Annotated in this window: 24 protein-coding genes; 10 read left to right on the forward strand and 14 right to left on the reverse strand. The window is 72.7% G+C overall.

Annotated elements, in window-relative coordinates:
* Positions 1-33 precede the first annotated feature (33 nt).
* Positions 34-288: an excalibur calcium-binding domain-containing protein gene (locus DSM104299_RS06615; protein ID WP_272476500.1), complete on the forward strand. Its 255-nt coding sequence runs from the start codon at positions 34-36 to the stop codon at positions 286-288.
* A gap of 3 nt (positions 289-291) precedes the next feature.
* On the opposite strand, the gene DSM104299_RS06620 is transcribed toward DSM104299_RS06615, so the two are convergent.
* From DSM104299_RS06620 to DSM104299_RS06640, 5 genes are all read right to left on the reverse strand, one after another.
* On the reverse strand, positions 292-1656 hold the full coding sequence (locus DSM104299_RS06620) for a DUF1501 domain-containing protein (RefSeq protein WP_272476501.1): 1365 nt from the start codon (positions 1654-1656) through the stop codon (positions 292-294).
* A gap of 15 nt (positions 1657-1671) precedes the next feature.
* A complete protein-coding gene (locus tag DSM104299_RS06625) occupies positions 1672-3300 on the reverse strand; it encodes a DUF1800 domain-containing protein (protein WP_272476502.1) in 1629 nt (542 codons plus the stop codon).
* A gap of 70 nt (positions 3301-3370) precedes the next feature.
* Complete coding sequence (locus tag DSM104299_RS06630; RefSeq protein WP_272476503.1) at positions 3371-3934, reverse strand: histidine phosphatase family protein; 564 nt, start codon at positions 3932-3934, stop codon at positions 3371-3373.
* Positions 3934-4602, reverse strand: coding sequence for a 6-phosphogluconolactonase (gene pgl / locus DSM104299_RS06635; protein WP_272476504.1), 669 nt, complete (start codon positions 4600-4602; stop codon positions 3934-3936). Before pgl ends, DSM104299_RS06630 begins: the two co-directional genes overlap by 1 nt.
* A 33-nt stretch (positions 4603-4635) precedes the next feature.
* Entirely contained in the window at positions 4636-6552 is a 1917-nt protein-coding gene (locus DSM104299_RS06640; RefSeq protein ID WP_272476505.1) for a glycoside hydrolase family 15 protein, read from the reverse strand.
* Positions 6553-6603: 51 nt separating this feature from the next.
* On the opposite strand from DSM104299_RS06640, the gene DSM104299_RS06645 reads away from it, so the two are divergent.
* Positions 6604-7065, forward strand: a complete 462-nt coding sequence (locus DSM104299_RS06645) for a nitroreductase/quinone reductase family protein (RefSeq protein WP_272476506.1) — start codon at positions 6604-6606, stop codon at positions 7063-7065.
* A gap of 184 nt (positions 7066-7249) precedes the next feature.
* Here the strand turns inward: DSM104299_RS06645 and DSM104299_RS06650 are convergent, their stop codons facing one another.
* From DSM104299_RS06650 to DSM104299_RS06675, 6 genes are all read right to left on the reverse strand, one after another.
* Positions 7250-8314, reverse strand: a complete 1065-nt coding sequence (locus DSM104299_RS06650) for a glucose-6-phosphate dehydrogenase assembly protein OpcA (RefSeq protein WP_272476507.1) — start codon at positions 8312-8314, stop codon at positions 7250-7252.
* 21 nt (positions 8315-8335) lie between these two features.
* On the reverse strand, positions 8336-9886 hold the full coding sequence (zwf, locus tag DSM104299_RS06655) for a glucose-6-phosphate dehydrogenase (protein WP_272476508.1): 1551 nt from the start codon (positions 9884-9886) through the stop codon (positions 8336-8338).
* Positions 9887-9895: 9 nt separating this feature from the next.
* Positions 9896-10828, reverse strand: a complete 933-nt coding sequence (gene gnd, locus DSM104299_RS06660; protein ID WP_272476509.1) for a phosphogluconate dehydrogenase (NAD(+)-dependent, decarboxylating) — start codon at positions 10826-10828, stop codon at positions 9896-9898.
* A 4-nt stretch (positions 10829-10832) separates the two neighbouring features.
* Positions 10833-12449 carry a hypothetical protein gene (locus DSM104299_RS06665; RefSeq protein ID WP_272476510.1) on the reverse strand — a complete coding sequence of 539 codons (1617 nt, stop codon included), beginning with the start codon at positions 12447-12449 and terminating at the stop codon, positions 10833-10835.
* Between the two features lie 88 nt (positions 12450-12537).
* Positions 12538-13644 carry a transaldolase gene (gene tal / locus DSM104299_RS06670; RefSeq protein ID WP_272476511.1) on the reverse strand — a complete coding sequence of 369 codons (1107 nt, stop codon included), beginning with the start codon at positions 13642-13644 and terminating at the stop codon, positions 12538-12540.
* Positions 13645-13712: 68 nt separating this feature from the next.
* Complete coding sequence (locus DSM104299_RS06675; RefSeq protein WP_272476512.1) at positions 13713-14621, reverse strand: ROK family protein; 909 nt, start codon at positions 14619-14621, stop codon at positions 13713-13715.
* 58 nt (positions 14622-14679) lie between these two features.
* Here DSM104299_RS06675 and DSM104299_RS06680 point away from each other — a divergent pair, with 58 nt between their 5' ends.
* The 7 genes from DSM104299_RS06680 (at position 14680) to glpX (ending at position 20565) form a co-directional block, all read left to right on the forward strand.
* A complete protein-coding gene (locus DSM104299_RS06680) occupies positions 14680-15312 on the forward strand; it encodes an RNA polymerase sigma factor (protein ID WP_272476513.1) in 633 nt (210 codons plus the stop codon).
* On the forward strand, positions 15309-15602 hold the full coding sequence (locus DSM104299_RS06685; protein WP_272476514.1) for a zf-HC2 domain-containing protein: 294 nt from the start codon (positions 15309-15311) through the stop codon (positions 15600-15602). Before DSM104299_RS06680 ends, DSM104299_RS06685 begins: the two co-directional genes overlap by 4 nt.
* Entirely contained in the window at positions 15599-16993 is a 1395-nt protein-coding gene (locus DSM104299_RS06690) for a dihydrolipoyl dehydrogenase family protein (protein WP_272476515.1), read from the forward strand. The genes DSM104299_RS06685 and DSM104299_RS06690 overlap by 4 nt, the downstream gene beginning before the upstream one ends.
* A gap of 336 nt (positions 16994-17329) precedes the next feature.
* On the forward strand, positions 17330-17839 hold the full coding sequence (locus DSM104299_RS06695) for a nitroreductase family protein (RefSeq protein ID WP_272476516.1): 510 nt from the start codon (positions 17330-17332) through the stop codon (positions 17837-17839).
* A gap of 52 nt (positions 17840-17891) precedes the next feature.
* The gene (locus tag DSM104299_RS06700; protein WP_272476517.1) at positions 17892-19106 is read left to right on the forward strand and encodes an aminotransferase-like domain-containing protein; all 1215 of its coding nucleotides are present in this window, start codon (positions 17892-17894) and stop codon (positions 19104-19106) included.
* A gap of 18 nt (positions 19107-19124) precedes the next feature.
* Positions 19125-19550, forward strand: coding sequence for a hypothetical protein (locus DSM104299_RS06705; protein ID WP_272476518.1), 426 nt, complete (start codon positions 19125-19127; stop codon positions 19548-19550).
* Between the two features lie 19 nt (positions 19551-19569).
* A complete protein-coding gene (gene glpX, locus DSM104299_RS06710; protein WP_272476519.1) occupies positions 19570-20565 on the forward strand; it encodes a class II fructose-bisphosphatase in 996 nt (331 codons plus the stop codon).
* A gap of 116 nt (positions 20566-20681) precedes the next feature.
* Here the strand turns inward: glpX and DSM104299_RS06715 are convergent, their stop codons facing one another.
* Both DSM104299_RS06715 and DSM104299_RS06720 read right to left on the reverse strand, forming a co-directional pair.
* Positions 20682-21413 carry a hypothetical protein gene (locus DSM104299_RS06715; protein WP_272476520.1) on the reverse strand — a complete coding sequence of 244 codons (732 nt, stop codon included), beginning with the start codon at positions 21411-21413 and terminating at the stop codon, positions 20682-20684.
* 13 nt (positions 21414-21426) lie between these two features.
* Positions 21427-22332 (reverse strand): NAD(P)H-binding protein, encoded by a 906-nt coding sequence (locus tag DSM104299_RS06720; protein ID WP_272476521.1) that lies wholly within the window; start codon positions 22330-22332, stop codon positions 21427-21429.
* 128 nt (positions 22333-22460) lie between these two features.
* Between DSM104299_RS06720 and DSM104299_RS06725 the strand changes: the two genes are divergently transcribed.
* The gene (locus DSM104299_RS06725; protein ID WP_272476522.1) at positions 22461-23315 is read left to right on the forward strand and encodes a DICT sensory domain-containing protein; all 855 of its coding nucleotides are present in this window, start codon (positions 22461-22463) and stop codon (positions 23313-23315) included.
* Here DSM104299_RS06725 and DSM104299_RS06730 read toward each other — a convergent pair.
* Positions 23263-24213 carry a DMT family transporter gene (locus tag DSM104299_RS06730; protein ID WP_272476523.1) on the reverse strand — a complete coding sequence of 317 codons (951 nt, stop codon included), beginning with the start codon at positions 24211-24213 and terminating at the stop codon, positions 23263-23265. The genes DSM104299_RS06725 and DSM104299_RS06730 overlap by 53 nt on opposite strands.
* Positions 24214-24248 lie beyond the last annotated feature (35 nt).

A 24248-nucleotide genomic window follows, 5' to 3' on the forward strand; every position in this document is an offset into this window, starting at 1 on the left:
GAGAACGCTCAGCGTTCCCTTAGCGTCCGCCGCATGTCCTCACGCTTCGCTGTCGTGGCCCTGTCCATCTGCGCGCTCGCGGCCGTGACCGCGCCCAGCGCCGCCACCGCCAAGCAGAAGTGCGACCCGGCCTACAAGGGCCGCTGCCTCAAGCCCAACGTGTCCGACTACGACTGCGCCGGCGGCTCCGGGAACGGCCCCTACTACGTGTCCGGCCCGTTCCGCGTCGTCGGCAACGACCACTACCGCCTCGACGCCGACCACGACGGCATCGCCTGCGAGAGCTAGGCGCTACGCCGCCACCAGCGTCGGGCGGGCGAAGGACGCTGCGCCCGGGATGACCGGGGCGGCGTCGACGCCGAACCACTGCTCCAGCAGGGAGCAGTAGACGCCGCGGAAGTCGCTGGTCACCTTCAGGTTGGACTGCGGGTCCAGCGAGGTCAGGCCCGGGAAGGAGCCGACCATCTGGCCCTTGGCCTTGGTGCCGATGATGAAGGACGAGCCCGCGGCGCCATGGTCGGTGCCGCCGGCATTCTCCTGCGGGCGGCGGCCGAACTCGGTCCAGACGTGGACGAGCACGCGGTCGGCGACGCCGCGGGCCTCGAGGTCGCGCTGGAAGGCCAGCAGCGTGTCGAACGCGTTCTTGACGTCACGGCCGATCGTGTTCGCCTGGTCGGCGTGCGAGTCCCAGGCGCCGGGCGCGTCGACCGCGACCGCGCGGACCGGGACGTTGGCCGACAGCATCGCGGCCAGGACCTCCAGCTTGCGGCCGAAGTCGCCGGTCGGGTACGTCGGCGAGTGCGTCACGGCCGCGCCCTGGTAGGGCAGCAGCGTGGTCCGGATGGAGTCGACCTCGGTCGCCACCAGCCGCGCCTGCGCGATCGCGCCGTCGCCCGACGGCAAGGCGCCGAGCCCGCCGATCGCGCTGTACATCGAGCCGAGGATCGGGTTGCTGACGCCCGGCACGAACAGGCCGAACTGGTCGGGCCGGTAGACCGACGCGACCGGGACCTGCGCCGCCGCCAGCCCGGGCGACAGGTACGAGTTCATCGACAGCCCCTGCAGCGGGTTGTCCGCGACGCCGTAGTGGTCCAGGAAGCGGCCGAGCCACCCGAAGCTGCCGTCGACGCTGAGCTCGCCGACCTCCCAGAAGTGGCGGCTGGTGAAGTGCGATTGGTTGGGATGGTCGTAGCCGATCGCCGGCATCACGGTGACCTTGCCCTCGCCGTGCAGCGTGCGCAGCGAGTCCGCGGCCCCCGTCCACTGCAGGGTCGGGTCCTCGGCGAACGTGCGGGTCCCGTCGACCGCGGTCGCGAGCGTCGGGCGCAGCGCCGCGTAGCGGCTGTCGCCGACCGGCGCCAGGACGCTCAGCCCGTCCATCCCGCCGCCCATGAACACGGAGACGAGCACGCGCGACGGATCGGCCGCGGCGTTGGCGATGCCCGCCTCGAACGCGTCGATCCCGAGCCGCGAGCCGCCGTAGACGGCCAGCGCGCCGCCGAGCGTGCGCGACAGGAACGTGCGCCGCGACAGGCCGGTGCCCGCCGGCGCGGGCATACCCGCCTCGATCGCGGGCAGGCCGCTGCCGGCCGTCGCGGCGGAGCGCTGCAGGAAGCGCGCGCGGGTGAACTCGTTGCAGCAGTTGCGGGGGGCCATCTCGTGGTCTCCGTGTCAGCAGGTCTGCGCGTCCGCGGACGTCGCGATCAGGAGGCGCAGCGCGTTCTGGCGCATGGCCCGGTAGGTCCGCTTCTGGGTGGCGTTCATCGTCCCCGGCAGGGCCGTGTCGGCGAAGGCCTTCACCTTGGTCGCGGTCTCGGCGGTCAGCGTCGGGTTGCCGACCGCGGCGATCGCCGCGGCGACGGCGGTCGCGCCGTCCTCGACGTCGCTGTAGCTCGACGGCGCGCCGGTCGGCACCTGCGTCGGCTGCAGGGCGACGCCGGTCACGTGCCAGCGGCCGCGCCACGTCGAGGTGTCCATCCAGCGCTCGTCGTCCCACCCGGCCACGTTGGGCGGGTAGAACAGCGTCTGGCCGGTCTCGCCGCTCAGGTAGGCCCAGTCGTCGGTGTCGACGAAGCGCCCGATCCCGCGCAGCAGCCCCGCGTTGGCGACGACCGGCGGCTTGACCATCGCGGGCCCGTCGAGGAACGTCGGGTGGCGGAAGATCAGCTCCAGCACCGGCGCGACCTGATAGCCGCTGTTGACGTAGGCGGCCTGCAGCGTGGCCTGCGTCGGCTGGTCGGGCGGCACCGGGACGAAGTAGGACCACAGCTTGGTCACGAAGAACGACGCGTGGTACGGGTTCTCCAGGCACAGCTGGCAGAGGTCCTGCCACGAGTAGTTCCCCGCCTTGCCGAAGACCGTCTTGACCGTCGTGTCGTGGTAGCTGTTGTCGAAGCGGAAGTTCGTGAAGCCGATGCCGTCGACGTAGTCGACGCGCCATCCGGTCAGCGCCTTGGCGGCCTGACGGATGTCGTTCTCCGTGTAGGCCCCGCGGTCGGCGCCGAGCGTGAACAGCTCCATGACCTCGCGGGCGTAGTTCTCGTTCGGCGACCCCTTGCGGTTGTCGATGCCGTCCAAGAACACCAACATGGCCGGGTCGACCGTGATGTCGCGCAGGAGGTTCGCGAACGACCCCAGCGCGGCACGCCGGAAGAGCGCGTTCTGCCCCAACATGAGGTCGGCCTGGACCTTGTCGCGTGAGCATGCGAACCAGTCGTGCCAGACGAGCGCCATGCGCTCGACCAGCGGCTGGTTGGAGCGCACCATGCGATCCAGCCACCACAGGTGGTCGTGGCCGTAGAGGTCGTAGGGCTGCAGCGCGACGCCGGCGTCGTCGTGCGGCGCCGGGCCGACGAGCGTCGGCTCGCCGACCGGGTGGACGAGCTCGGCGATCGCCGCGTCCAGCCCCATCGCGGCGAAGCGCGCGACGTCGCCCGGCTTGGGCCCGAAGCCCGCCCGCCACAGCAGCCGCTCGGCCTGGCGCGCGCTCATCGGCTGCGCCGCCGGCGGCGTCCACGACCCGCCCGGGGCCGCCGGCGGGTTCGGCGACGGGCCGCTGCCGGGGCTGATCGGCGTCGACGGCGGGAACGCGGGCGCGGTCGGCTTGTACCCGACCGGCTGCGCCGCGGGCTTGCGGACCGCGGGCTTCTTCTTCTTGGCCTTGACCGGCGTGCAGACCTTCACCCGCTTCTTCTTGCCGTGCACCTTCTTGGTGACGACCTTGCAGGTGCGCTTGGGCGCGGTCGCGTGCTTCTTCTTGACCGGCTTGCGCTTCTTCTTGGCGGCGTGGACGGTGGGCATGGCCGCCGCACAGTGTCCAGACGCGGACATCCGGGATCGTACGGACGTCCAACCGCGTGTCACACGCCGGTCAGAAGTTCCAGGCCCGGATCACCCGCGTCTCGCGCTCGAAGCCCAGGCGGCACAGCGCGCCCGTGCTCAGCGCCAGGCGGCCGCCGAGCGCCGCCGGCTGCTCGACCCAGCGCGCGCCGAGCACGCGCAGGACGTGCCCGTGGGCGAAGAGCGCGACGTCGCCGTCGCTCTCCAGCACCTTGGCGATGACGCGGTCGGTACGGGCGCCGACGTCGTCCGGCGTCTCGCCGTCGGGGACGCCGTCGCGCCATAGGAACCAGTCGGGGCGCTGCTCGCGGATCTCCGGCGTCGTCAAGCCCTCGTAGTCGCCGTAGTCGTACTCGAGCAGGTCGTCCAGCAGCTGAGCCCGGTCGCCGTAGCCGGCGATCTCCGCCGTCTCGCGCGCTCGCGACAGCGGGCTGGCGTAGACCGCGGCGAACCGCTGACCGCTCAGCCGTTGCGGCAGGCTCGCGGCGTGGGCGCGGCCGTCGTCGTTGAGCGGGACGTCGGTGCGCCCGGTGTGCTTGCCCGCCTTGGCCCAGTCGGTCTCGGCGTGGCGGACGAGCCAGACCTCGCCGGGCATCAGGCCGGGAGGGCTGCGTTGTCGGCCATGACCAGCAGCTTGGCGCGGTCCAGCAGCGACGCCGGATAGACGCGGTCCGGCCCGGCCATGACGCGCGCCAGCGCCTCCGACTTGCCCTCGCCGGTGACCAGCAGGACGATCCGGCGCGACTCGTTGATCTTCGGCAGCGTCAGCGTGATCCGGTCCGGCGGCGGCTTGGGCGAGTCCGTGATCCCGACCGCGACGCCGTGCGCGCCGAGCAGCTCGTGGTTCGGGAACAGCGACGCGGTGTGCCCGTCGGGGCCCATCCCCAGGTGCGTGACGTCGAGGACGGTCGCGCCGAGCGCGCGGGAGTACTCGATCGCGCCCTCCGACGGGCCGAGCGTCGCGGGCATCGGGTGCCAGACCGCGCCGCGTGCGCGCAGGCGCTCCTTGACCTGGCCGTGGTTGGACTCCGGGTCGTCGAACGGCACGCAGCGCTCGTCGCCGTACCAGAGGTGCACGTCGGCCCAGTCGTCGAGCTGGCCGTCGAGCAGCTCGTAGCAGCGCATCGGCGTCGAGCCGCCGGCGAGGCAGACGTGGGCGGCGCCGCGCGCGGCGCGGGCGTCCTGGATCGAGGCGATCAGGTCGCGGGCGGCGTGGCGCGCGAGCATCTCGGGATCGGGTTGGCGGACCAGTTGGACGGGCATGGAACGGGCTCCTTCGAGCGTCTGCGTCGAGCGTCAGCGCCGGCGGCTGGCGTCCAGCGGCTGCTGGGCGGCGGCGAGCTCTTGGTCGGCGCGGATGACGTGCATGACGGCGTTGATCAAGGCGAGGTGGGTGAAGGCCTGTGGGAAGTTGCCGAGGTGGCGACCCGACTTGGGGTCGATCTCCTCCGCGTACAGCAACAGCGGCGAGGCATACGACAACATCTTCTCGCACAGCTCGCGGGCTCTCCGCGTTTCGCCGATCTCGGCCAGCGCGGACACGAGCCAGAACGAGCAGATCGCGAACGTGCCCTCCTCGCCCTCCAGGCCGTCGTCGGTCTCCTCGACCTTGTAGCGCAGGACGAGCCCGTCGACCGTCAGCTCCTCGTCGATCGCGTTGACGGTCGCGACGATGTGCGGGTCGTCGGCGGGCAGGAAGCGCACGAGCGGCATCAGCAGGCAGGACGCGTCCAGCGCGTCGGAGCCGTAGTGCTGGACGAACACGCCGCGCTCGTCGACGCCCTTGTCCAGGACCTCGGCGCGGATCTCGTCGGCCGCCGCCTGCCAGCGCTCGGCGCGCTCGTGGTCCTCGCGCAGGGCGGCCAGGCGGGCGCCGCGGTCGCACGCGACCCAGCACATGACCTTGGAGGACACGAAGTGCCGCGGCTCGCCGCGCACCTCCCAGATGCCGCGGTCGGGCAGGCGCCAGTGCTCGATCGCCGCCTCGACCAGGCGACACAGCAGCGGCCACACGGTCTCGGGCAGCTCGTCGCGCGACTTGGTGTGGAGGTAGATCGAGTCCAGGACCGCGCCCCAGACGTCGTGCTGCTGCTGGTCGAAGGCGCCGTTGCCGATCCGGACCGGGCGCGCGCCCTCGTAGCCGTCGAGGTGCTCGAGGACCTGCTCGGTCAGCTCCTTCTCGCCGCCGATCCCGTACATGACCTGCAAGCCGGCCTGGTCCTCGCCGGCGACGTCGGCGATGAAGTAGAAGAAGTCGTTGGCCTCCCAGTCGAAGCCGAGCGTGTACAGGCCCCAGAGCGCGAACGTGGAGTCGCGGATCCACGAGTAGCGGTAGTCCCAGTTGCGGACGCCGCCGGGCGTCTCGGGCAGCGAGGTCGTCGACGCGGCGACGATCGCGCCCGTCGGCGAGTACGACAGGCCCTTGAGCGTGAGCGCGCTGCGCTGGAGGTAGCCGCGCCAGGGGTGGTCGGGGAACTCGCCGTGCGCGAGCCACTCGTGCCAGTAGTCGGCGGTGCCGACGAGCCGCTGGTAGGCCTCGTCGTAGCTCTGCGGCGCCCCGTGCGTGGACCACGACAGCGCGACGAACGCCGTGTCGCCGTCGCGCAGCGTGGTGCGCGCGCGGGCGCGGTGGCCCTCGAAGCCGATCCGCAGGTCGGTCGTCAGGTGCAGCTCGGTCCGGACGCCGGGCGCCGACGCCTTCGCGCGGTGATAGCCCGACGACGTGTACTCCCACTCGGGGTGGACCGCGCCGTACTCGAAGACCGGCGAGCACTCCATGTTCATCTCGACCGACCCGTTGACGCAGCGCAGCGTGCGCAGCAGCACGTGGTCGGCGTCGAAGTCGGTGGGGGATCGGCGGTGCGTCTGGGACCGGTCCTCCTCGTGGTGCCAGGGGCCGACGAGCAGGAGGTCGCGCACGATCACCCAGCCCGTGCGGGTGCCCCAGGTGGTCTCCAGGATCATCGTGCCCGGCACGTAGCGCCGGCCGGCCGGGACCGACTGGTCCACCGGCGCGAGCTTGAAGCCGCCCGCGTCGCGGTCGAGGATCGCGCCGAACACGGACGGGCCGTCCATGCGCGGCAGGCACAGCCACTCGATGTTGCCGCTCGGGGCGACAAGCGCGGTCGTCTCGCAATCCGAGAGGAACGCGTACTCAGCGATGGGCGGGAACGGGCTCCCGCCTAGGGGGACGTCACCGGCTATCTGCCGCATCGCGCGTGCAAACTACTCGACGATCGCCGGATCGCTGCAACGATGCCGCCCATGCAACGCGCGCTCGCCCTGTTCACGCACCACACCGCGCGCCTGCGGCCGGCGGCCGCGGTCTGGGCCAGGATCCACTCCGAGACGCTGATCCGCACCCGTGGGCGCGTCGGCGCCGGCTGGTTCGGCGCGCCCGTCCTGGTGCTCGTGACGACCGGGCGCAAGAGCGGCAAGGTCCGCCACACCCCGCTGATCTACCGGCGTGACGGCGACGCCCTGGCCCTGCTCGCCGCGAACGCCGGCAACGACCGCACGCCGGCGTGGTGGCTGAACCTGCGCGCGAGCGACACGGTGGACATCCTGCTCGGCGGGCGGCGCCAGACGATGACGTGGCGCGAGGTGCCGCCGGGGGCGGAGTACGACCGGCTGTTCGCGGCGATGGTCGTCGCCTATCCGCCGGGCGCGCACTACCCGGACATGACCGCGCGGCACCTGCCGATCGTGGAGCTGAGCCACGCCTGACACCATTGCGGTGTTGAGATGGCGGTTCGGCCCCGAATCGCCCGCCCCGGAGCACGACCAGCGACGAGCCCCACCGACAGCGGTCGCGCCCGCCCCAGCGCCTTCACGTCCTTGATGCGGACGCACCACGCCGCGCAGCACCCAACGCAACCCGCGCTGGGCGCCACAAACGCCCGCCCCTAAGCTAAGGCAGCAGCGACGCCGCCGCTGCCAGCGCCGGCGCGTACGTCTGGTCCCGCAGCAGCGCCTGGCGAATGCCTTCGCCCAGGATCCCCGCCTCGCCGCGCGAGGCGCCGAGGATCGTCCAGTCGCGCACCTCGCCGCGGCGGTTCTCGAAGTGGGCGCGCAGGCCGCCCGGCCCGCGCTCCAGCGAGTAGGTCCGGCCCGAGGCGGTCGCCAGCGTCAGGCCGGAGAGGCCGCGGACCTGCAGCCGCGGGTCGGGCTCCAGGCGAACGCGTACATCTTGGCGGCGCGCATGGACCGAGCCTTCGGTCACGCCGCCGCGCTGGGCCATCAGCGGCGCGCAGCGCCAGTCCAGCCGGGAGGCGAGCCAGCCGACGAGCAGCAGCGCGCTCGCGGCGCTGTCGGGGTGGTGGCGGATCGTCACCGACGAGATCGTGCGCAGCTCGGGCCGCACCGTGTCGGGGTCGAACGTCGCGGCGATCCGCTCGCGCCATGGCGTCGAGCGCAGCCACGCGAGGTCCACCACGTACACCTTCTCCGAGAGCTGCCGGGCGCGGTGGATCGCGTCGGCCGGCTCGGGGTCGTCGACGCTGTCGGTCAGCACGATCTGCGCCAGGTCCAGCAGCGAGTCGACCGCCTCGTGGTGGCCGTGCGGCGCCCACACGCAGGTCAGCAGGTCGGTGACGACGAGCGGGTCGACGATGCTGTCGAGGTGCCTGAGGTGGCGCTCGCCGCACTCGACGACGACCGTCTCGCGCAGCAGCCCGATGTCGCCCTCGCGGACCTCGGAGGGCCCCGCGATCGTCGCGACCGCGTCGAGCGTCGTGCGCTTCGGGTCGACCGAGCAGACGATCGTGCGCGACGGGTGGTAGCGCCCGACGCGCCGCAGGCGGTTGGCGATCTCGCCGGAGTACTGCTTGTCGACCACGCACACCAGGTTGAGCACGCGCGCCGGCACGTAGCCGGCGTTCTCGCGGTGGACCTGGGAGAGCGCGGCGCGCAGCGCGGCGTCGATGGCGCCCGGGTTCGTGTCCGAAGCGCGCCAGACGGTGTCGACGGTGGCCATGTGATCGGGTGCCTGGTCGTCCTAGATCGCGCGCCAGCGCGCGCCGTCTTCAAGCAGGCGATCGGCCGCCGGCGGCCCCTGCGTCCCGGCCTCGTACTGCGGCAGCGGACCCGGCGTCGCCTCCCACTTGCGGACGATCGGGTCGCAGATCTCCCACTGCGCCTCGACCTCGTCGTTGCGGGTGAAGAGCGTCGCGTCGCCGCGCATCGCGTCGAGGATCAGCCGCTCGTAGGCCTCGGGCGACTGCGACATGAACGACGTGCCGTACAGGAACTCCATGTTGACCGGCCGGATGCGCATGCGCGTGCCCGGGATCTTCGCGCCGAGCGACAGCGACACGCCCTCGTTGGGCTGCATCGTGAGGATCAGCTGGTTCGGGCGCACGCCGACCGAGCCCTCCTGCTGGAACGCGAGATGCGGGACCGGCTTCAACGTGATGGCGATCTCGGTCACCTTGCGCGCCAGCGACTTGCCGGTGCGCAGGTAGAACGGGACGCCGGCCCAGCGCCAGTTGTCGATCTCCAGCCGGATGGCGGCGTAGGTCTCGGTGTTGGAGTCCGGCGGGACGCCGTCCTCCTCCAGGTAGCCCTTGACGTCGACGCCGCCGATCGTGCCCGCCGCGTACTGCGCGCGGACCGCGATCTGGTCGATGGTCTCCGCCGTCGGCTTGAGCACCGACCGCAGGACCTTGACCTTCTCGTCGCGGATCTCGTCGGCCTCGAAGTGGACCGGCGGCTCCATCGCGACGTTGCACAGCAGCTGGAGCATGTGGTTCTGCACCAGGTCGCGCAGCGCGCCCGCGTTGTCGTAGTAGCCGGCGCGCGTCCCGATCGTCAGGTCCTCGGCCGCGGTGATCTCGATGCGGTCGATGTAGTTGCGGTTCCACACGGGCTCGAACAGGCCGTTGGCGAACCGGAACGCCATGACGTTCTGAACGGTCTCCTTGCCCAAGTAGTGGTCGATGCGGAAGATCTGCTGCTCCGCGAAGACCGCCAGGACGCGCCGGTTGAGCTCCATGGCCTCGGCCAGCGTGGTGCCGAACGGCTTCTCGATGACCGCGCGGACCTCGGCGCCCTCGTGGCCGTTGAGCCCGTGCTTGCCCAGCTGCTCGATGATGACCGGGAAGAACTCCGGCGCGGTCGACAGGTAGAACGCGCGGTTCAGCGGCTGGCCCGCGGTCTCGTCGAACTCGTCGAGGTGCTCGGTGAGGCTGTCGTAGACGCCGTCCCGGTCGAACGTGCCCGCGACGTAGCGGACGTTGGACAGCAGCTCCTTGAGCACCGTCTCGTCCGGCGGCCGGCGGCTGAACTGCTTGATCGCCTCGGCCGCCTGCTCGGCGAACTCGTCGTGCGCCATCTCGCTGCGCGACGACCCGATCAGGTTGAAGCGCTCGGGCAGCGCGCCCTCGTGGGCGAGGTTGTAGATCGCGGGAAGCAGCTTGCGACGGGCGAGGTCGCCCGTCGCGCCGAAGATCACCAGCGTCGTGGGGTGGACCGGAAGCCGCTCCAGTCCCTCGATGAGCGGGTTGTGGTCCGGGGCCGCGTCGCCGAGCTTGACGTCGGTGGTCGCCATGTTGTCGTCCTAGCCGTCGGCGCGACGCTGGACCGCGTGCCCGCCGAACTGGGCGCGGAGCGCCGCGTTGACCTTGTTGGCGAAGTCGTCCCGGTCCTGGGAGTTGTAGCGCTCGTAGAGGGCGGCGGTGATGACCGGCGTCGGGATGCGCTTCTCGACCGCGTCCTCGACGGTCCAGCGGCCTTCGCCGGACTCGGCGACGACGGGCTCGAGCGCCTCGAGGTCGTTGCCCTCCTGCTCGAAGGCGATCGCCGCCAGCTCGCAGAGCCACGAGCGGACGACCGAGCCGCGCATCCACAGGTGCGCGATCTTCGCGTTGTCGAGCTTGAACTCGGAGGCGTCGAACAGGTTGAAGCCCTCGGCGTAGGCCTGCATCATCCCGTACTCGATGCCGTTGTGCACCATCTTGACGTAGTGGCCGGAGCCGGTCGGGCCCATGTGGCCCCAGCCCGGCCCGTGCTCCTCGTCGGGCGGCGGCGCGAGGATGTCGAGGAACGGCGTGAGCCGCTTGATCGCGGGGTTGGGCCCGCCGACCATCATGCAGTAGCCGACCTCGATGCCCCAGACGCCGCCGGAGGTCCCGACGTCCACGTAGTTGATGCCGAGCTTCTTGAGCTCCTTGGCCCGCGCCATGTCGTCGGTCCACTTGGAGTTGCCGCCGTCGACGATCGTGTCGCCCTTCTCCAGCAGCTTGGCGAGCTTGTCGACGGTCTGCTGCGTCGGGTCGCCGGCCGGGACCATGATCCAGACGATCCGCGGCGCCTCGAGCTTCTTGACGAGGTCGGCGAGCGACTTGGCGCCGACGGCGCCCTTCTTGGTGGACCTGCCCACCGCGCCGGCGTCGAAGTCGAAGGCGACGACCTCGTGGTCGGAGTCGCGCTTGATGCGGGCGACCATGTTGCCGCCCATCCGGCCGAGGCCGATGAAGCCGATCTGCGCCATGGGGTTACAGGTTCTCCTTGATGATGCGCAGCGCCGCGACGGGGTCGCCCTGGAGCACGATGCGCTCCGCCGGCAGCCCGTGGTCGCGCAGGACGAGCAGGTCGCCGTCCGCCTGCGCGCGCTTGAGGGTCTCGAATGATGCCGGGCCGCCCGCCCCGCCGCCCGGGATCGTCACGTCCTCGTCGGCGACGTGCAGCAGCTGCAGGAACCGGCCCTCGGGCGGGCCGCCCTTGTGGAGCTGGCCGGTCGAGTGCAGGTAGCGCGGGCCGTAGCCGAAGGTGGTGGCCATGGTCGTACGGTCGCGCAGCTTGGCGCGCACGTCGGCGATCTCGTCGTCGAACTCCGGCGTGGGGGCGAGGTAGCCCTGGATCGCCAGGTAGGACGCCGGGCCGTCGTCGAGCAGGGCCTTCAACTTGGCCGCGTCGGCCTCCGGGATGTCCGGCGGCGACGCCATCGCCAGGACCTCCTTGGTCTTGTCCTTGGCCGCCTGCACGTTGGGCTGGTCGAACGGGTTGATCTCCAGCACCCAACCGGCGACCGCGGTGGCGAACTCGAAGAGCAGCATGATGCGGCCGAGGTCGGCCGCGCCGTGGGCGGGGATCGTGATCACCGGCTGGCCGGCGTCGATCAGGCGCTGCACCGCGCCGGCGTCGGCGGGATGGTGGCCCGCGTCGTGGAGGTGGACGAAGACGCGGTCGCTGCCGTAGGCCTCAGGCGCGCCGACCGGCTCGTCGGCGACGGGCAGGATGCCCTTGCCGTGCTTGCCCGTCGACTCGGCGATCAGCTGCTCGACCCACAACCCATAGGACTCGATCGGCGGGTCGACCAGGAACGTCAGCTTGTCGCGCCGGGCGAGCGACAGCTCGCCCAGGACGGAGCCGAGCCACAGGCCGGGGTTGTTGGCGGGGTCGCGCTCGCGCAACGCGGGGCCGAGCGCGGTCGCGCCGCCGAGCAGGGCCTTCAGGTCGGCGCCGAGCAGGGCCGCCGGGACGATCCCGAAGTACGACAGGGCGCTGTAGCGCCCGCCGATGTTGGGGTCGTTGGCGAAGACGCGCCGGAAGCCGTGCTCCTCACCGAGCGTGGCGAGGCCCGAGCCCGGGTCGGTGACGGCGACGAACTGCGAGCCGTTGCCGCCCGTCTTGTCCCAGAAGTAGTGGAAGGCCGACAGCGTCTCGACCGTCCCGCCGGACTTCGAGGACACCACGAACAGCGCCTTGGCGACGTCGATCTCGGCCTCGACGTCGCGCACGGCGTCGGCGTCGGTGGAGTCGAGGACATGGAGGATCAGCCCGTCCTCGTGCGTGCCGAACGAGCGCCGGAAGACCTCGGGCGCCAGCGACGAGCCGCCCATGCCGAGCACGACGGCCTCGGTCAGGCCGTCGGCCCGCGCCTGCCTGGCGAACGCGTGGAGGTCTTCGGCCTCGGCGAGCAGGCGCTCGTGCACGTCGAGCCACCCGAGCCGGTTGGCGACCTCCGGCTGGCCCGCCGCGCCCCAGAGCGTGTCGTCGCGGGCGGCGATGCGCCCGGCGACGTCGTCGCTCGCGGCGCGCGACAGGCGCGCGTCGATCGCCGGCGCGTAGGCGTCGGGGATCGCCGCGTCGATGCCGTCGGCCGCCGACATCAACGCCCGTCCTCTCGGCGGCCGCTCGAGCGAGCCCCTGGGCGAGCTCGTGCCCGGAACGCGAGCCGCCAGGCGAGCCGTTCCGCGGTCACGCGATGGCCTTGCGCTTGGCGTCGATGCCCTCGAGCAGCTTCTCCATCGGCGTGACGAACGCGTCGACGCCGTCCTTGAGGAGCTTGTCGGTGACGTCGGTCATGTCGATGCCGGCGTCGGCCAGCGCCGCGAGCTCCTTGCTCGGGTCGATCGCGACCTCGTCGCCCTTGGCCTCGCTCTGCTCGCGCGCGGCCTCGAGCGTCGCGACCGGCATGGTGTTGACGGTCTCCGGGCCCGCGAGGCCATCCACGTACAGCGTGGCCGGGTACTTGGGGTTCTTGACCCCGGTCGACGCCCACAGCGGGCGCTGGACCGGCGCGCCGGCGGCGGCGAGCTTGGCGAACGCGTCGCCCTTGAAGTACTTCAGGTACAGCTGGTAGGCCGCGCGGGCGTTGGCCAGGCCGGCCTTGCCCTGCAGGTCGGTGTTGCCGAGCGCGTCGAGGCGCTTGTCGACCTCGGTGTCGACACGCGAGACGAAGAACGACGCGACCGAGTGGATGCCGTCCACCGGCTTGCCCTCGTCGAGGCGGCGGGTCAACCCCTTCAAGAACGCCTCGATGACCTTCTCGTACTGCTCGACCTTGAAGAGCAGCGTCACGTTGATGTTCAACCCGGCGTACAGGGACTCCTCGATCGCCGGCAGGCCCTCGTCGGTGCCCGGGATCTTGATCATCAGGTTGGGGCGGCCGACGCGACCCCAGTACTCCTGGGCCTGCGCGATCGTCTTGTCGGTGTCGAAGGCCAGGTCCGGGTCGACCTCGAGCGAGACGTAGCCGTCGTAGCCGTTGGTCTCGTCGTAGACGCTGCGCAGCACGTCGGCGGCGTTCTGCACGTCGCGGATCGCGACCGCCTGGTAGATCGAGCGCGCGTCGGCGTCGTCGGCGGCGAGCTGCTGGATCTGGTCGTCGTACTCCTCGCTGCCGAGGATGGCCTTCTCGAAGATCGCGGGGTTCGACGTCATGCCCCGGAGGGAGTCCTCGGCGACCAGGCGGGCGAGCTCGCCGCCCTCGACGAGCTTGCGCTCGATCTGGTCCAGCCAGATGCTGGTGCCCAGCGCGGTGAGCCGCGCGAGGCGCTCGTTGACGGATGCTGCGTTGCTCATGGTGTTGCCTCCTGGAATATCTCTCTCGATCGATCCTAGGGCCGCGCCAGCAGAGGCAACCCCGGACTTCACGAGTTGAGCACTTCCTGACCAGCCAAAAGGGCTGCTCCGCGCACTCCGGCCTTGGGGCCGTAGCGCGCCAGACGGATCTCGGTGCGGGTACCCACGCCCGGCAGGACGAAGCGCCGGGCGACGGCGCGCGCGGGCTCGAGCAGGAGCTCGCCCGCCGCGCTGACGCCACCCCCGATGACGACCTGCTCGGGATCGAAGACGTTGATGGCGTTCGCGATGCCGACGCCGAGCCGCTCGCCGAGGATGTGGATGGCCTCCAGGGCGGAGGCGTCCCCGGCACGGGCGGCGGTCACCACGGCCGGTCCGTCGGGGAACCCGCGCTCGCGGCCCAGGGCGTCCAGCGCGCGGCCCGCCGCGAGGCGCTCCAGCGAGCCGGGCTGCGGCGCCGCGTCGCTGTGCGGCGGCTGGCCGGCCGACAGGTCGGCGCCGATCAGCTGGTGGCCGAGCTCGGCCGCGCCGCCGGTCGCGCCGCGGTAGATGCGCCCGCCGATGACGATGCCGCCGCCGACGCCGGTGCCGATCGTGAAGAGCACGAGCGACTGGGCGACCTGATGGAGATCGTCGTCGTGGGCCTCCGCGAGCGCCGCGACGGTCGCGTCGTTGTCGACGAACACGGGCATCGACAGGCGCTCGGTGAGCAGGCGGCGCAGCGGCACGTCGCGCAGCGGCACGTTGACCGAGTGCCGCGCGGTGCCGGTCGCGAAGTCGATCACCGACGGCATGCCGATGCCGACCGCGTCGGCCGGGCCGGCCGCCTCGATCACCTCGATGAGCTGGTCGATCAGCGCCTCGGTGCTGGAGAGGGCGGTTGGTTGGAGGGTCGGCTCGGAGAGCTTGTGGCCCTCGAGCACCGCCACGGAGACCTTCGTGCCCCCAACGTCAACCCCGATGAAACGCTGCGCCATGTACCCGCACCTTCTCACGCCGAACGACCCGTCGGCGTGCAGGCTATTGTCGCGACGGATGCCGTCCTTCCCGCCCGCCGACGACCAGAGCCTGGTCGAGCGCGCGCGTGCGGGCGACGAAGACGCGTTCGCGGCGCTCGTCCGGCGGTACTCGCCCATGTTGATGCGGTTGGCCCGGATGTACGTCCCGACCGACGCGCTCGCCGAGGACGTGGTGCAGGAGACGTGGGTCGCGGTGCTGCGCGGCCTCGAGCGCTTCGAGGGCCGCTCGTCGTTCAAGACCTGGCTGTTCCGGATCCTCACCAACCGCGCCAAGACGCGCGGGGTGCGCGAGCACCGCTCGATCCCGTTCGCCTCGGTCGGCGGCGGCGAGGGGATGGAGGACGGCGAGGGCCCGACGGTCGACCCGTCGCGGTTCACCAGCGAGGGCGCGTGGACGAGCGCGCCGGCCGACTGGCACGACGACCCGGAGGCGTCGCTGGAGAGCGAGGAGGTGCTGCGGATCGCGCGCGAGGCGATCGCCGAGCTGCCCGAGCGCCAGCGCATCGTCATCAGCCTTCGCGACCTCGAAGGGCTGTCGTCGGACGAGGTGCGCAACGTCTTGGACGTCACGGAGACCAACCAGCGCGTGCTCCTCCATCGCGCCCGCGCCAAGGTGCGCAAGGCGCTCGAGGAGTGGATCGCCTCATGACCCCACCACGTTGGCTCACCTTCTGGCGCAAGGACCCGTCTCCGGACTGCGGCGGGCTGTCGTGTCGCGAGATGGTGGAGCTGGTCACCGACTACCACGAGGGCGTCATGACCGTGGACGTACGCGCCCGGTTCGAACGGCACGTCGACACCTGTGGGTGCTGCTCGCGCTACATGGTGCAGATGCGCGAGACGCTCGAGGTCGTGGGCCACATCGATCCTGAAGGACTTGATCCACGCGTCGAGGCCGAGCTGCTCGACGCGTTCCGCGACTGGAAGGCCGGCGCGTGAGCGAGATCCGCGAGGTCGACGTGGTCGTGCTGGGCGCGGGCCCTTCCGGCGAGGTGATCGCCGGGCGCCTGGGCGGCCGCGACCTCGAGGTCGCGATCGTGGAGGACCGGCTCGTCGGCGGCGAGTGCTCGTTCTGGGCGTGCATGCCGTCCAAGGCGCTGCTGCGCCCGGCCCAGGCGCTGGCCGAGGCGCGGCGCGTGCCGGGCGCGCGCGAGGCGGTCACCGGCCCGCTGGACGTGGCCGCGGCGCTCGAGCGCCGGACCGAGGTCGTGCACGGCTGGGACGACAGCGCGCAGCTGCCGTGGCTCGAGGAGCGCGGCGTGATGCTCGTGCGCGGCCACGGGCACATCGCGGGCAAGCAGGTCGTCCATGTCGGCGACGTCATCCTGCGGGCGCGCCGCGCGGTCGTCGTGTCGGTCGGCACGGCGCCGCTGATCCCGCCGATCCCCGGCCTGGCCGAGGTCGATCCGTGGACCAACCGCGAGGCGTCGCAGGTCCGCGACGTGCCGGCGTCGCTGATCGTGCTCGGCGGCGGCCCCGTCGGGTCCGAGCTGGCGCAGGCGTTCGCGACGCTCGGCGCGCGCGTGACGCTGCTGGAGCGCGAGGACCACCTGCTCGGGCGCGACGAGCCGTTCGCGGCGGAGCTCGTGGCGGAGGGGTTGGTCAGGGCGGGCGTCGACGTCAAGTGCGGCGTGAGCGCGACCGCGGTGTCGCGCGGTGCCGACGGGCGCGTGACGGTCGCGACGTCGGCGCACGGCGCGATCGAGGCCGACGAGATCCTGGTGGCCTCGGGCCGGCGGCATCTGACCGAGGACCTGGGGTTCGAGGCCGTCGACGTCGCGATCTCCGCCCACCCGCCCGGCTCGGTCGAGGTCGGCGACGACCTGCGCGTCGCGGGCCACGACTGGCTCTACGTCGTCGGCGACGCCAACGGCCGCGCGCTGCTCACCCACGAGGGCAAGCACCAGGCGCGCCTGGCCGCCGACCAGATCTGCGGCGACGCCGGCGCGCTTCTGCGGACCACGACCCCGCCCACCCCGCCGCCGCGCGTGACGTTCACCGAGCCCCAGGTCGCGGCCGTCGGGCACACCGAGGCCAGCGCGCGCGAGGCCGGGCTGCATGTGCGGGTGGTCGACGTGTCGACCGACGGCACCGCCGGCGCGTCGTTCCACGGCAAGGGCGGCGGCGGGACCTCGCGCATCGTCGTCGACGAGGACCGGCGCGTGATCGTCGGCGCCACGTTCGTCGGCGTCGACGTCGCCGAGTGGCTGCACGCGGCGACGATCGCGATCGTCGGCCAGGTGTCGCTCGACGACCTCTGGCACGCCATCCCGGCGTTCCCGACGCGCAGCGAGGTGTGGTTGAACCTCTTGCAGGCATACGGGTTGTAGGGGCCGGGAAGGGCGGAGGGCATGAGCACGCTCACGCCCTCCAGCGACCTCGTCTGCTGGGCGCGGTCGCCATCGGCGCGGAGGCGGCGCTGGTGTCGGTCGACGCGGCGCTGGCGCAGGAGAGCTTCCGCTCCTCGCCGCCGCGGCGGCGCGGGCGCCGCGGGTGAGCCAGCCGGCCGGCCCTTGAGCCCGCCGGAGCCGTCCGGTACCGTTGCCCGCCACATGCAGCACCTCCTTCGAGTAGCGATCACCAGCGCCCCTTAGCGGCCCGCGGAAGCGGGTCCGGCGACTGGCCGTTCTCGCTCCTACTCGAAACTCCGGAGGTACCTCATGTCCATGTCGTTGTCCTACGCCAACGACCTGCGGGCGGCGCCGAACACGTTCCGCCCGTTCCGTCCCGACCCCGTCCAGCCGGCCGCGCTGAGCAACGCGCTGGAGCGCGCCCGGCTCGCCTCGTGGCGGCTGGTCACCGTCACCGATCCGGCCCTGCGGCGCGCGATCCGCGACGCGCACCTGCCGCACTGGCGCTCGCACCTCGCCGAGACCGGCGGCGCGCGGATCCTCGCCGCCGACGCGCCCGCCCGCCAGGCGCGGGACCTGCGCGTCGCCGACGCGTTCGCCCGCTCGCTGCACGAGGCGCCCGTCCACCTCGTCCTGCTCGGGCGGACCGGCGGGTCGCTGCGCACGACCGCGCTCGGCGACCTCGCCGCCGGGCTGCGCGCCGAGGGGATGGACGCCGCGCCGGTCCCGTGCGCGCGCCAGGCCGCCGAGGAGATCGCGCAGCTGCTGGACCTGGACGACCGCCTCGTCGTCTCCGGCGTCCTCGCGGCCCGGCCGGTGCGATGACGGCTCGTCGCCGATCGTGCGCGGTGGGCGCCGCGCCGCGCGGAGGCAGGCGATGAGCGGCCGGCAGATCTCCGCCGCGCCGCCCGCCGCCGCCGCGCGCCTGCGCGACGTCGCGAGCTCGCCCGTGCGCGAGATCCTGGCGTTGACGCAGCGCCCCGGCGTGATCTCGTTCGCCGGCGGCCTGCCGGCGCCCGAGCTGTTCGACGCGCCGGGGCTGCGCGCGGCGTTCGCCGCCGCGCTGGCCGACGACGCCTACGGGCGCACGCTCCAGTATTCGACGACCGAGGGCGATCCGGAGCTGCGGCGCCTCGTCGCGGCGCGGCTCGGCACGCGCGGCCTGCCGACCGACGCCGACGACGTCCTCATCACGTCGGGCTCCCAGCAGGCGCTGACGCTCATCGCGGCGGTCCTGATCGAGCCGGGCGACACCGTCCTGGTCGAGGAGCCGTCCTACCTCGCGGCGCTGCAGTGCTTCCAGATGGCGGGCGCGCGCGTCGTCCCGGTGCCGTGCGACGACGACGGCCTGGACCCCGAGGCGATCCCGGCGCTCGTGCGCCGCGAGCGGCCCAAGCTGCTGTACACGGTCCCGACGTTCCACAACCCGACCGGCCGGACGCTGCCGCTGGAGCGCCGCGCCGCGCTCGCGCGCGTCGCCGCGCGCGTGGGGCTGTGGATCGTCGAGGACGACCCGTACGGCGAGCTGCGCTACCGCGGCGCGCCGGTCGCGCCGGTCGCGTCGCTGCCCGGCGCCGAGGACCGGACGATCGCGCTGTCGACGTTGTCGAAGGTGTTGGTCCCGGGCCTGCGCATCGGGTGGCTGCGCACGCCGGCCGCGCTGCGCCGCGCGCTGGTCGTCGCCAAGCAGGCGGCGGACCTCCACACGTCCACGATCGACCAGGCCGCGGCCGCGCACTGGCTGGCCGCGAGCGACCTCGACGCGCACATCGCGGGCCTGCGCGCGGTCTACGCGCCGCGCTGCGACGCGCTCCTCGGCGCGCTGGCCGGCACGCTGCCGGAGGGTTCGCGCTGGACGCGTCCGGACGGCGGCATGTTCGTCTGGGTCCGGCTGCCCGACGGCTGGGACGCCGACGACCTGCTGCAGGCGGCGCTCGAGCGCGAGGTCGCGTTCGTCCCGGGCTGGCCGTTCTTCCCAGGCCCGCCGGACCGCGCGACGCTGCGCCTCTCCTTCACCACGCACACCGAGGCCGAGATCGCCGAGGGGCTGACGCGGCTGCGGGCGGCCGTGGACAGCCGCCGCCGCGCCTGAAAAGCTGAAGCGTCCCTGATGGACGCCGTCGCCGAGCCGCACCCGCTGGAGGGCATCGCCGAAGCCGACGCGCACCTGGGCCGCGAGGTCCCGTTGCCGCGCGTCCCGCTGCCGTTGACGCGCTGGGTCGACGTGTACGCCTGCGGGCCGCAGGCCGTCGAGGTCGCCTGGAACCTCGACGACACGCGCCCGGACCGCCCCGGCCGCGTCTCGCTCTACGCCGGCACCGCGGCCCCGCCCGCGCGCGACCTGACCGCCGCGACGCCGCCCGCGTCGATCGCCGACGGTGTCGTCCACCGCGAGGCCCCGCTCGCCGAGGCGCAGCCCTCCCTGCGCCCGGTCCACGAGCTCTCCTGGCAGCTCGACGGCCTCCACCTGCGCCTGACCGCGCAGGGCCCATGGGCGCTCAGCGCGCTGGTCGCCATCGCGCAGAGCGTGGCCTGAATCCATAGGCTCCGAGCCCATGGCCCAGACCACCGGACCTGACCGCAACCTCGCGCTGGAGCTCGTGCGCACGACCGAGGCGGCCGCGCTCGCCGCCGCCCGCATGGTCGGCCGCGGCGACAAGATCGGCGCCGACCAGGCCGCCGTCGACGCGATGCGCCTCGTGCTCGGCACCGTCTCGATGGACGGCATCGTCGTCATCGGCGAGGGCGAGAAGGACGAGGCGCCGATGCTCTACAACGGCGAGCAGATCGGCGACGGCTCGCCGCCGCAGGTCGACATCGCGGTCGACCCGCTGGAGGGCACGACGCTCGCGGCCAAGGGCATGCCCAGCGCGCTCGCGGTGATCGCGCTCTCCGAGCGCGGGACGATGTTCAACCCGGGCCCGATCGTCTACATGGAGAAGCTGGCCGGCGCCGACGACATCGCCGACCTGCTCGACCTCGACCGGCCGCTGACCAAGACCATCGAGTTGGTCGCCGAGCGCCGCGGGGTCGAGATCGGCGACATCATGATCGTGTCGCTGGAGCGCGACCGGCACACCGAGACGCTGCAGGCCGTCCGCGACATCGGCGCCCGCGTCCGGCTCATCCAGCACGGCGACGTGTCGGCGTCGATGCTCGCGGTCTCCGACCGCTCGCCGGTCGACCTGCTGTGGGGCATCGGCGGCACGCCGGAGGGCGTCATCTCCGCGGCGGCGATCAAGTCGCTCGGCGGCGGCCTGGTCGGCAAGCTGTGGCCGCGCGACGACGAGGAGCGCAGCGCGGCGATCGCCGCGGGCTACGACCTCGACCGCCAGCTCACCCAGGACGACCTCGTCAAGGGCGACGACTGCTTCTTCGCGGCGACCGGCGTCACCGACGGCGACGTGCTCCAGGGCGTCCGCTACCAGGGCGCGCGCAGCGCGACGACCGAGTCCCTGGTGATGCGCTCGCGCTCCGGCACGGTGCGCCGCATCTCCGCCCGCCACGACCGCACCAAGCTGCGGGCGCTGGTCAGCGAGCGCTACGGCTAGGGCGATTCTCCGGGCCACCTCGCCGCGCCTGACGCCACCGACCGGCTTGATGGGCTGGCGCCCACCGGCGCTCGCCCGGCGACGTCAGCCACGACGATGCGGGCCGGCCAATCGGCCTAAGACGGTGAGGAGCGTTCTCGCTCCGGCTCGCCCGTCTCCTCGTGGGAGGACGGGCCGCGGAAGCGCCCGGCGATCGACTCGTCGAGCTCGCGGCGCGCCAGCCGGCGCAGGAAGCCGTGGGTCACGATGACGTGGATCCGCGACTGCGTGTTGGTGTACAGGAACCGCCCGAGCCGCGAGGCGATCTGCGGGTAGAAGTTCGCGACCTCGACCTCGACGTTGATGCGCTCCTTGCCCGGCTCGTCGCAGTCGAGCCGGCGCACGTCGATCTCCAGGTAGCCGTCGCCGCCGTGGCCCTGGGCGGCGACGAGCAGGCCCTGCTCGATCCGCCAGCGCACGATCCCGCGCTCGCTGTCGGTCTCGTACTCCGGCGCCTGGAACGTGAGCAGCTTGAAGGGCCGGAACAGGAGGCACACGTAGCGCTCCTCGTCGGTGTAGTAGACGCGGATGAGCCCAAGGGTCACGTAGGTCAGGTACGACCAGTACGTGCGCGCCAGGCGCTCCAGCGTCTCGACCGACCACAGCTCGCCGAACAGCTTCTCGGGCAGGACGATGTCGGCGCCCTGGATCGAGCGCACCGCGCCGTCGCCGTCGATCGTCGTGTCGTCGGTGGGGTCGCGGACGATCACGCCGGCGATCTCGCGCGCCCCGCCGAGGCGGGTGACCAGCGAGTAGGCGATCCGGGCGGCGAGCGCGAGCGCGGCGAGGAAGACCAGCGGAAGGACCATCTGGCCGCGGAACCTATCTCGCGAGCGCGGAGCGCACCGCGTCGTCGAAGCTCAGCGGGGCGTCGTTGAGGCCTTCCGGCGGCTCCTCGCGCACCACGGTCTCCGAGCTGAGGCCCTCGACGAGCGGCTTGACCAGCCCGAGCTTGACCGGCGTCACGAGCGCGACCCAGTAGGACGACAGCCGCGGTGTGAAGAGCGGGACGCGGATCAGCACCGGCTGGCGCCGGCCCTCGACGGCGGCGAAGCGGCGGAGCATCTCGCGGTAGGTCAGGACGTCGGCACCGCCGAGCTGGACCTCGGCCGGCGCGTCGTCGCGGATGGCGAGCGCCGCGAGCGTCTTGGTGACGTCGGCGATGGCGACGGGCTGGCTGCGCGTCTCCAGCCACTTGGGCGTGATCATCACCGGCAGGTGCTTGACCAACCCCTCGAGCATCTGGAACGAGGCGCTCTGGGCGCCGACGATCATCGCGGCGCGGACGTGGACGAGGTCGCCGTGGTCGCCGATCGCCTCCTGGAGGACGTGCGCGACCTCGTGGCGGCTGCGCAGGTGCTCGGAGCCCTCCTCGCCGCCGTCGCCCTCCAGGCCGCCGAGGTACACGGTGCGGGCGACGCCGTTGCGCGCCATCGCCGTCCCGAAGTGCTCGGCGGCTCGGCGGTCGCGGTCGGCGAAGTCGCCGTCGCCCATCGAGTGCACGAGGTAGTAGGCGACGTCCACGCCCGCGGCGGCCGCGTCCAGGCCCTCGCCGCTGACGACGTCGCCCTCGCAGATCTTGACTCGCTCTTCGTCGGGCAGCGTTCGCTGTGCGCGGGCGGCGTCGCGCACCAGGCAGCGGACCTCGTGTCCGGCTTCGAGGAGCTGAGGAAGGAGCTGGCCACCGACGTAGCCGGTGGCTCCGGTGAGGAGCACGGTGGAGGTCACGAAGGGGGGTACGTGCCGGATCGGCCTGGCCGATGAACCCGGATGGGCTCCACGACGTACCCCGTCCGGTGCGGGCGGAACACTCAACAGCCTGTTGAACGTCAGGAGCGTTCGACGCACAAGGGGAAATGACCACCGATCTCGCCATCAAGGACGTCGCTGAGCGCACCGGCATCGCTGCCGGGACGATCCGCATGTGGGAGCAGCGCTACGGCTTCCCGGTGCCAGGGCGCACCGCGTCCGGCTACCGCCGCTACACCGAGGACGACGTCGAGGCGCTGCGCAAAGTCCTCGCGCTGCGCCATCGCGGCCTGTCCGTGCCGGCCGCGATCTCGCGCGCCCAGGACACGGGCGGCCCGTCCGACCATCCGTCGATCTACGCCGCGGTCGCCGCCCAGGACGTGGGCGCGCGCCCGCAGGTGCTGAAGAAGTCGACGCTCATCGCGCTGTCCAAGGCGATCGAGCACGAGGCGCTCGCGCTGGCCGCCGCGCCGGTCGTCTTCGGCGCCTTCCAGGAGGAGCGCTTCTACCGGCGCGTCGAGCGGCGCTACCGCCGCCTGGCGCAGCACGCCGACGCGTCCGCGGTCTTCGCCGACTTCCCGGACGGCGTGCGCCATCCGGGCGGCGCGCCGGTCGAGATCCCGATCGGCTGCGACGACGTGCTCGGCAACGAGTGGGCGGTCGTGATCGACGCGCCCGGCTACTCCGCGTGCCTGCTGGCGTGGGAGCAGCCGGGGCTCAACGAAGCCGGCGGGCCGGACGACCGCGACCGGCTGTTCGAGGCGATCTGGACCATCGACGCCGAGGCGACGCGCCGCGCCGCCCAGGTCGCGGCGCGGCTGGCGGGCCGGGCGGATCCGGCGTTCGGCGAGCGGCTCGAGGAGCTGCTGGCCGACCGGCCGCTGGCGCTCGAGGAGCCGGCGCCGGCGCTCACCGCGCTGACGAACCGGATGGTCGCGTACCTCGAAGCGGCGTCGCGCTAGGGCCCGCGGCGCCGGCGCCGGCGCCGGCGCTGGCCGCCGGCGCGGGGCGCGGCGCGGTCGTCGTCAGCGCCACGCCGGCAGCGGAGATCGCCAGCGCCAGGAGCACCGGCGCGTCCAGATGCTGGTGCAGGACGACGGCCGCCATGAGCGCGGTGACCGGCGGGACGAGGTAGAGCATGCTCGTCGTCGCGGCCGCGCCGCCGCGGCGCATCAGCCAGATCAACAGCGACATCGCGCCGACGGAGTTGACGAGCGCCAGCCAGGCCAGCGCGCCGAGGGCGCCGGCCGACGTGGGCAGCGCGAGGCCGTCGTGCAACGCGGCGATGGGCGCGACGATCAGCGCGCCGGTCGCCAGCGAGATCGCGCCACCGGCGCGCAGGTCGGTCTCCGGCGCGAAGCGGCGCTGGTAGAGCGTCCCGCCCGCGAGGCCGACGGCCGCGAGCGTGGTCCAGCCGATCGCGGCCAGGCCGGTTCCGGAGAGGTCGTGCGCGACCGCGACGAGGACGCCGCCGAGCCCGAGGCCGAGCCCGGCCCACGCCCGCCGGCTCAGCCGCTCGCCGAAGAGCGGGATCGCGGCGACGGCGACGACGAGCGGCGCGGCGCTGAAGATCAGCGAGGCGAGCGCGGCGTGGATGCCGGCGGCGAAGCCGAGGTAGCCGGCGCCGAACTGGAGCGCCTGGAGGAAGAAGCCGGCGACGGCGAGGTGGCCGATCGTGCGGGGATCGCGGGGGAAGGGGACGCGCGCGGCCTTGGCGAGCAGCGCGAGGACGGCCGCCGCGAGGAGGAAGCGGAAGGTCGTCAGCGGCAGGGCGGGGGCGTTGTCGGTGCCGATCGTGCCCGCGATGAAGCCGGTGCTCCAAAGCGGGACGAACCCGACGAGGGGGAGGTAACGGGTCATGCATTACATGAGTACCAGATCTCGTAATGCCTGTG

The organism is Baekduia alba, assembly GCF_028416635.1.
Taxonomy (GTDB): domain Bacteria; phylum Actinomycetota; class Thermoleophilia; order Solirubrobacterales; family Solirubrobacteraceae; genus Baekduia; species Baekduia alba.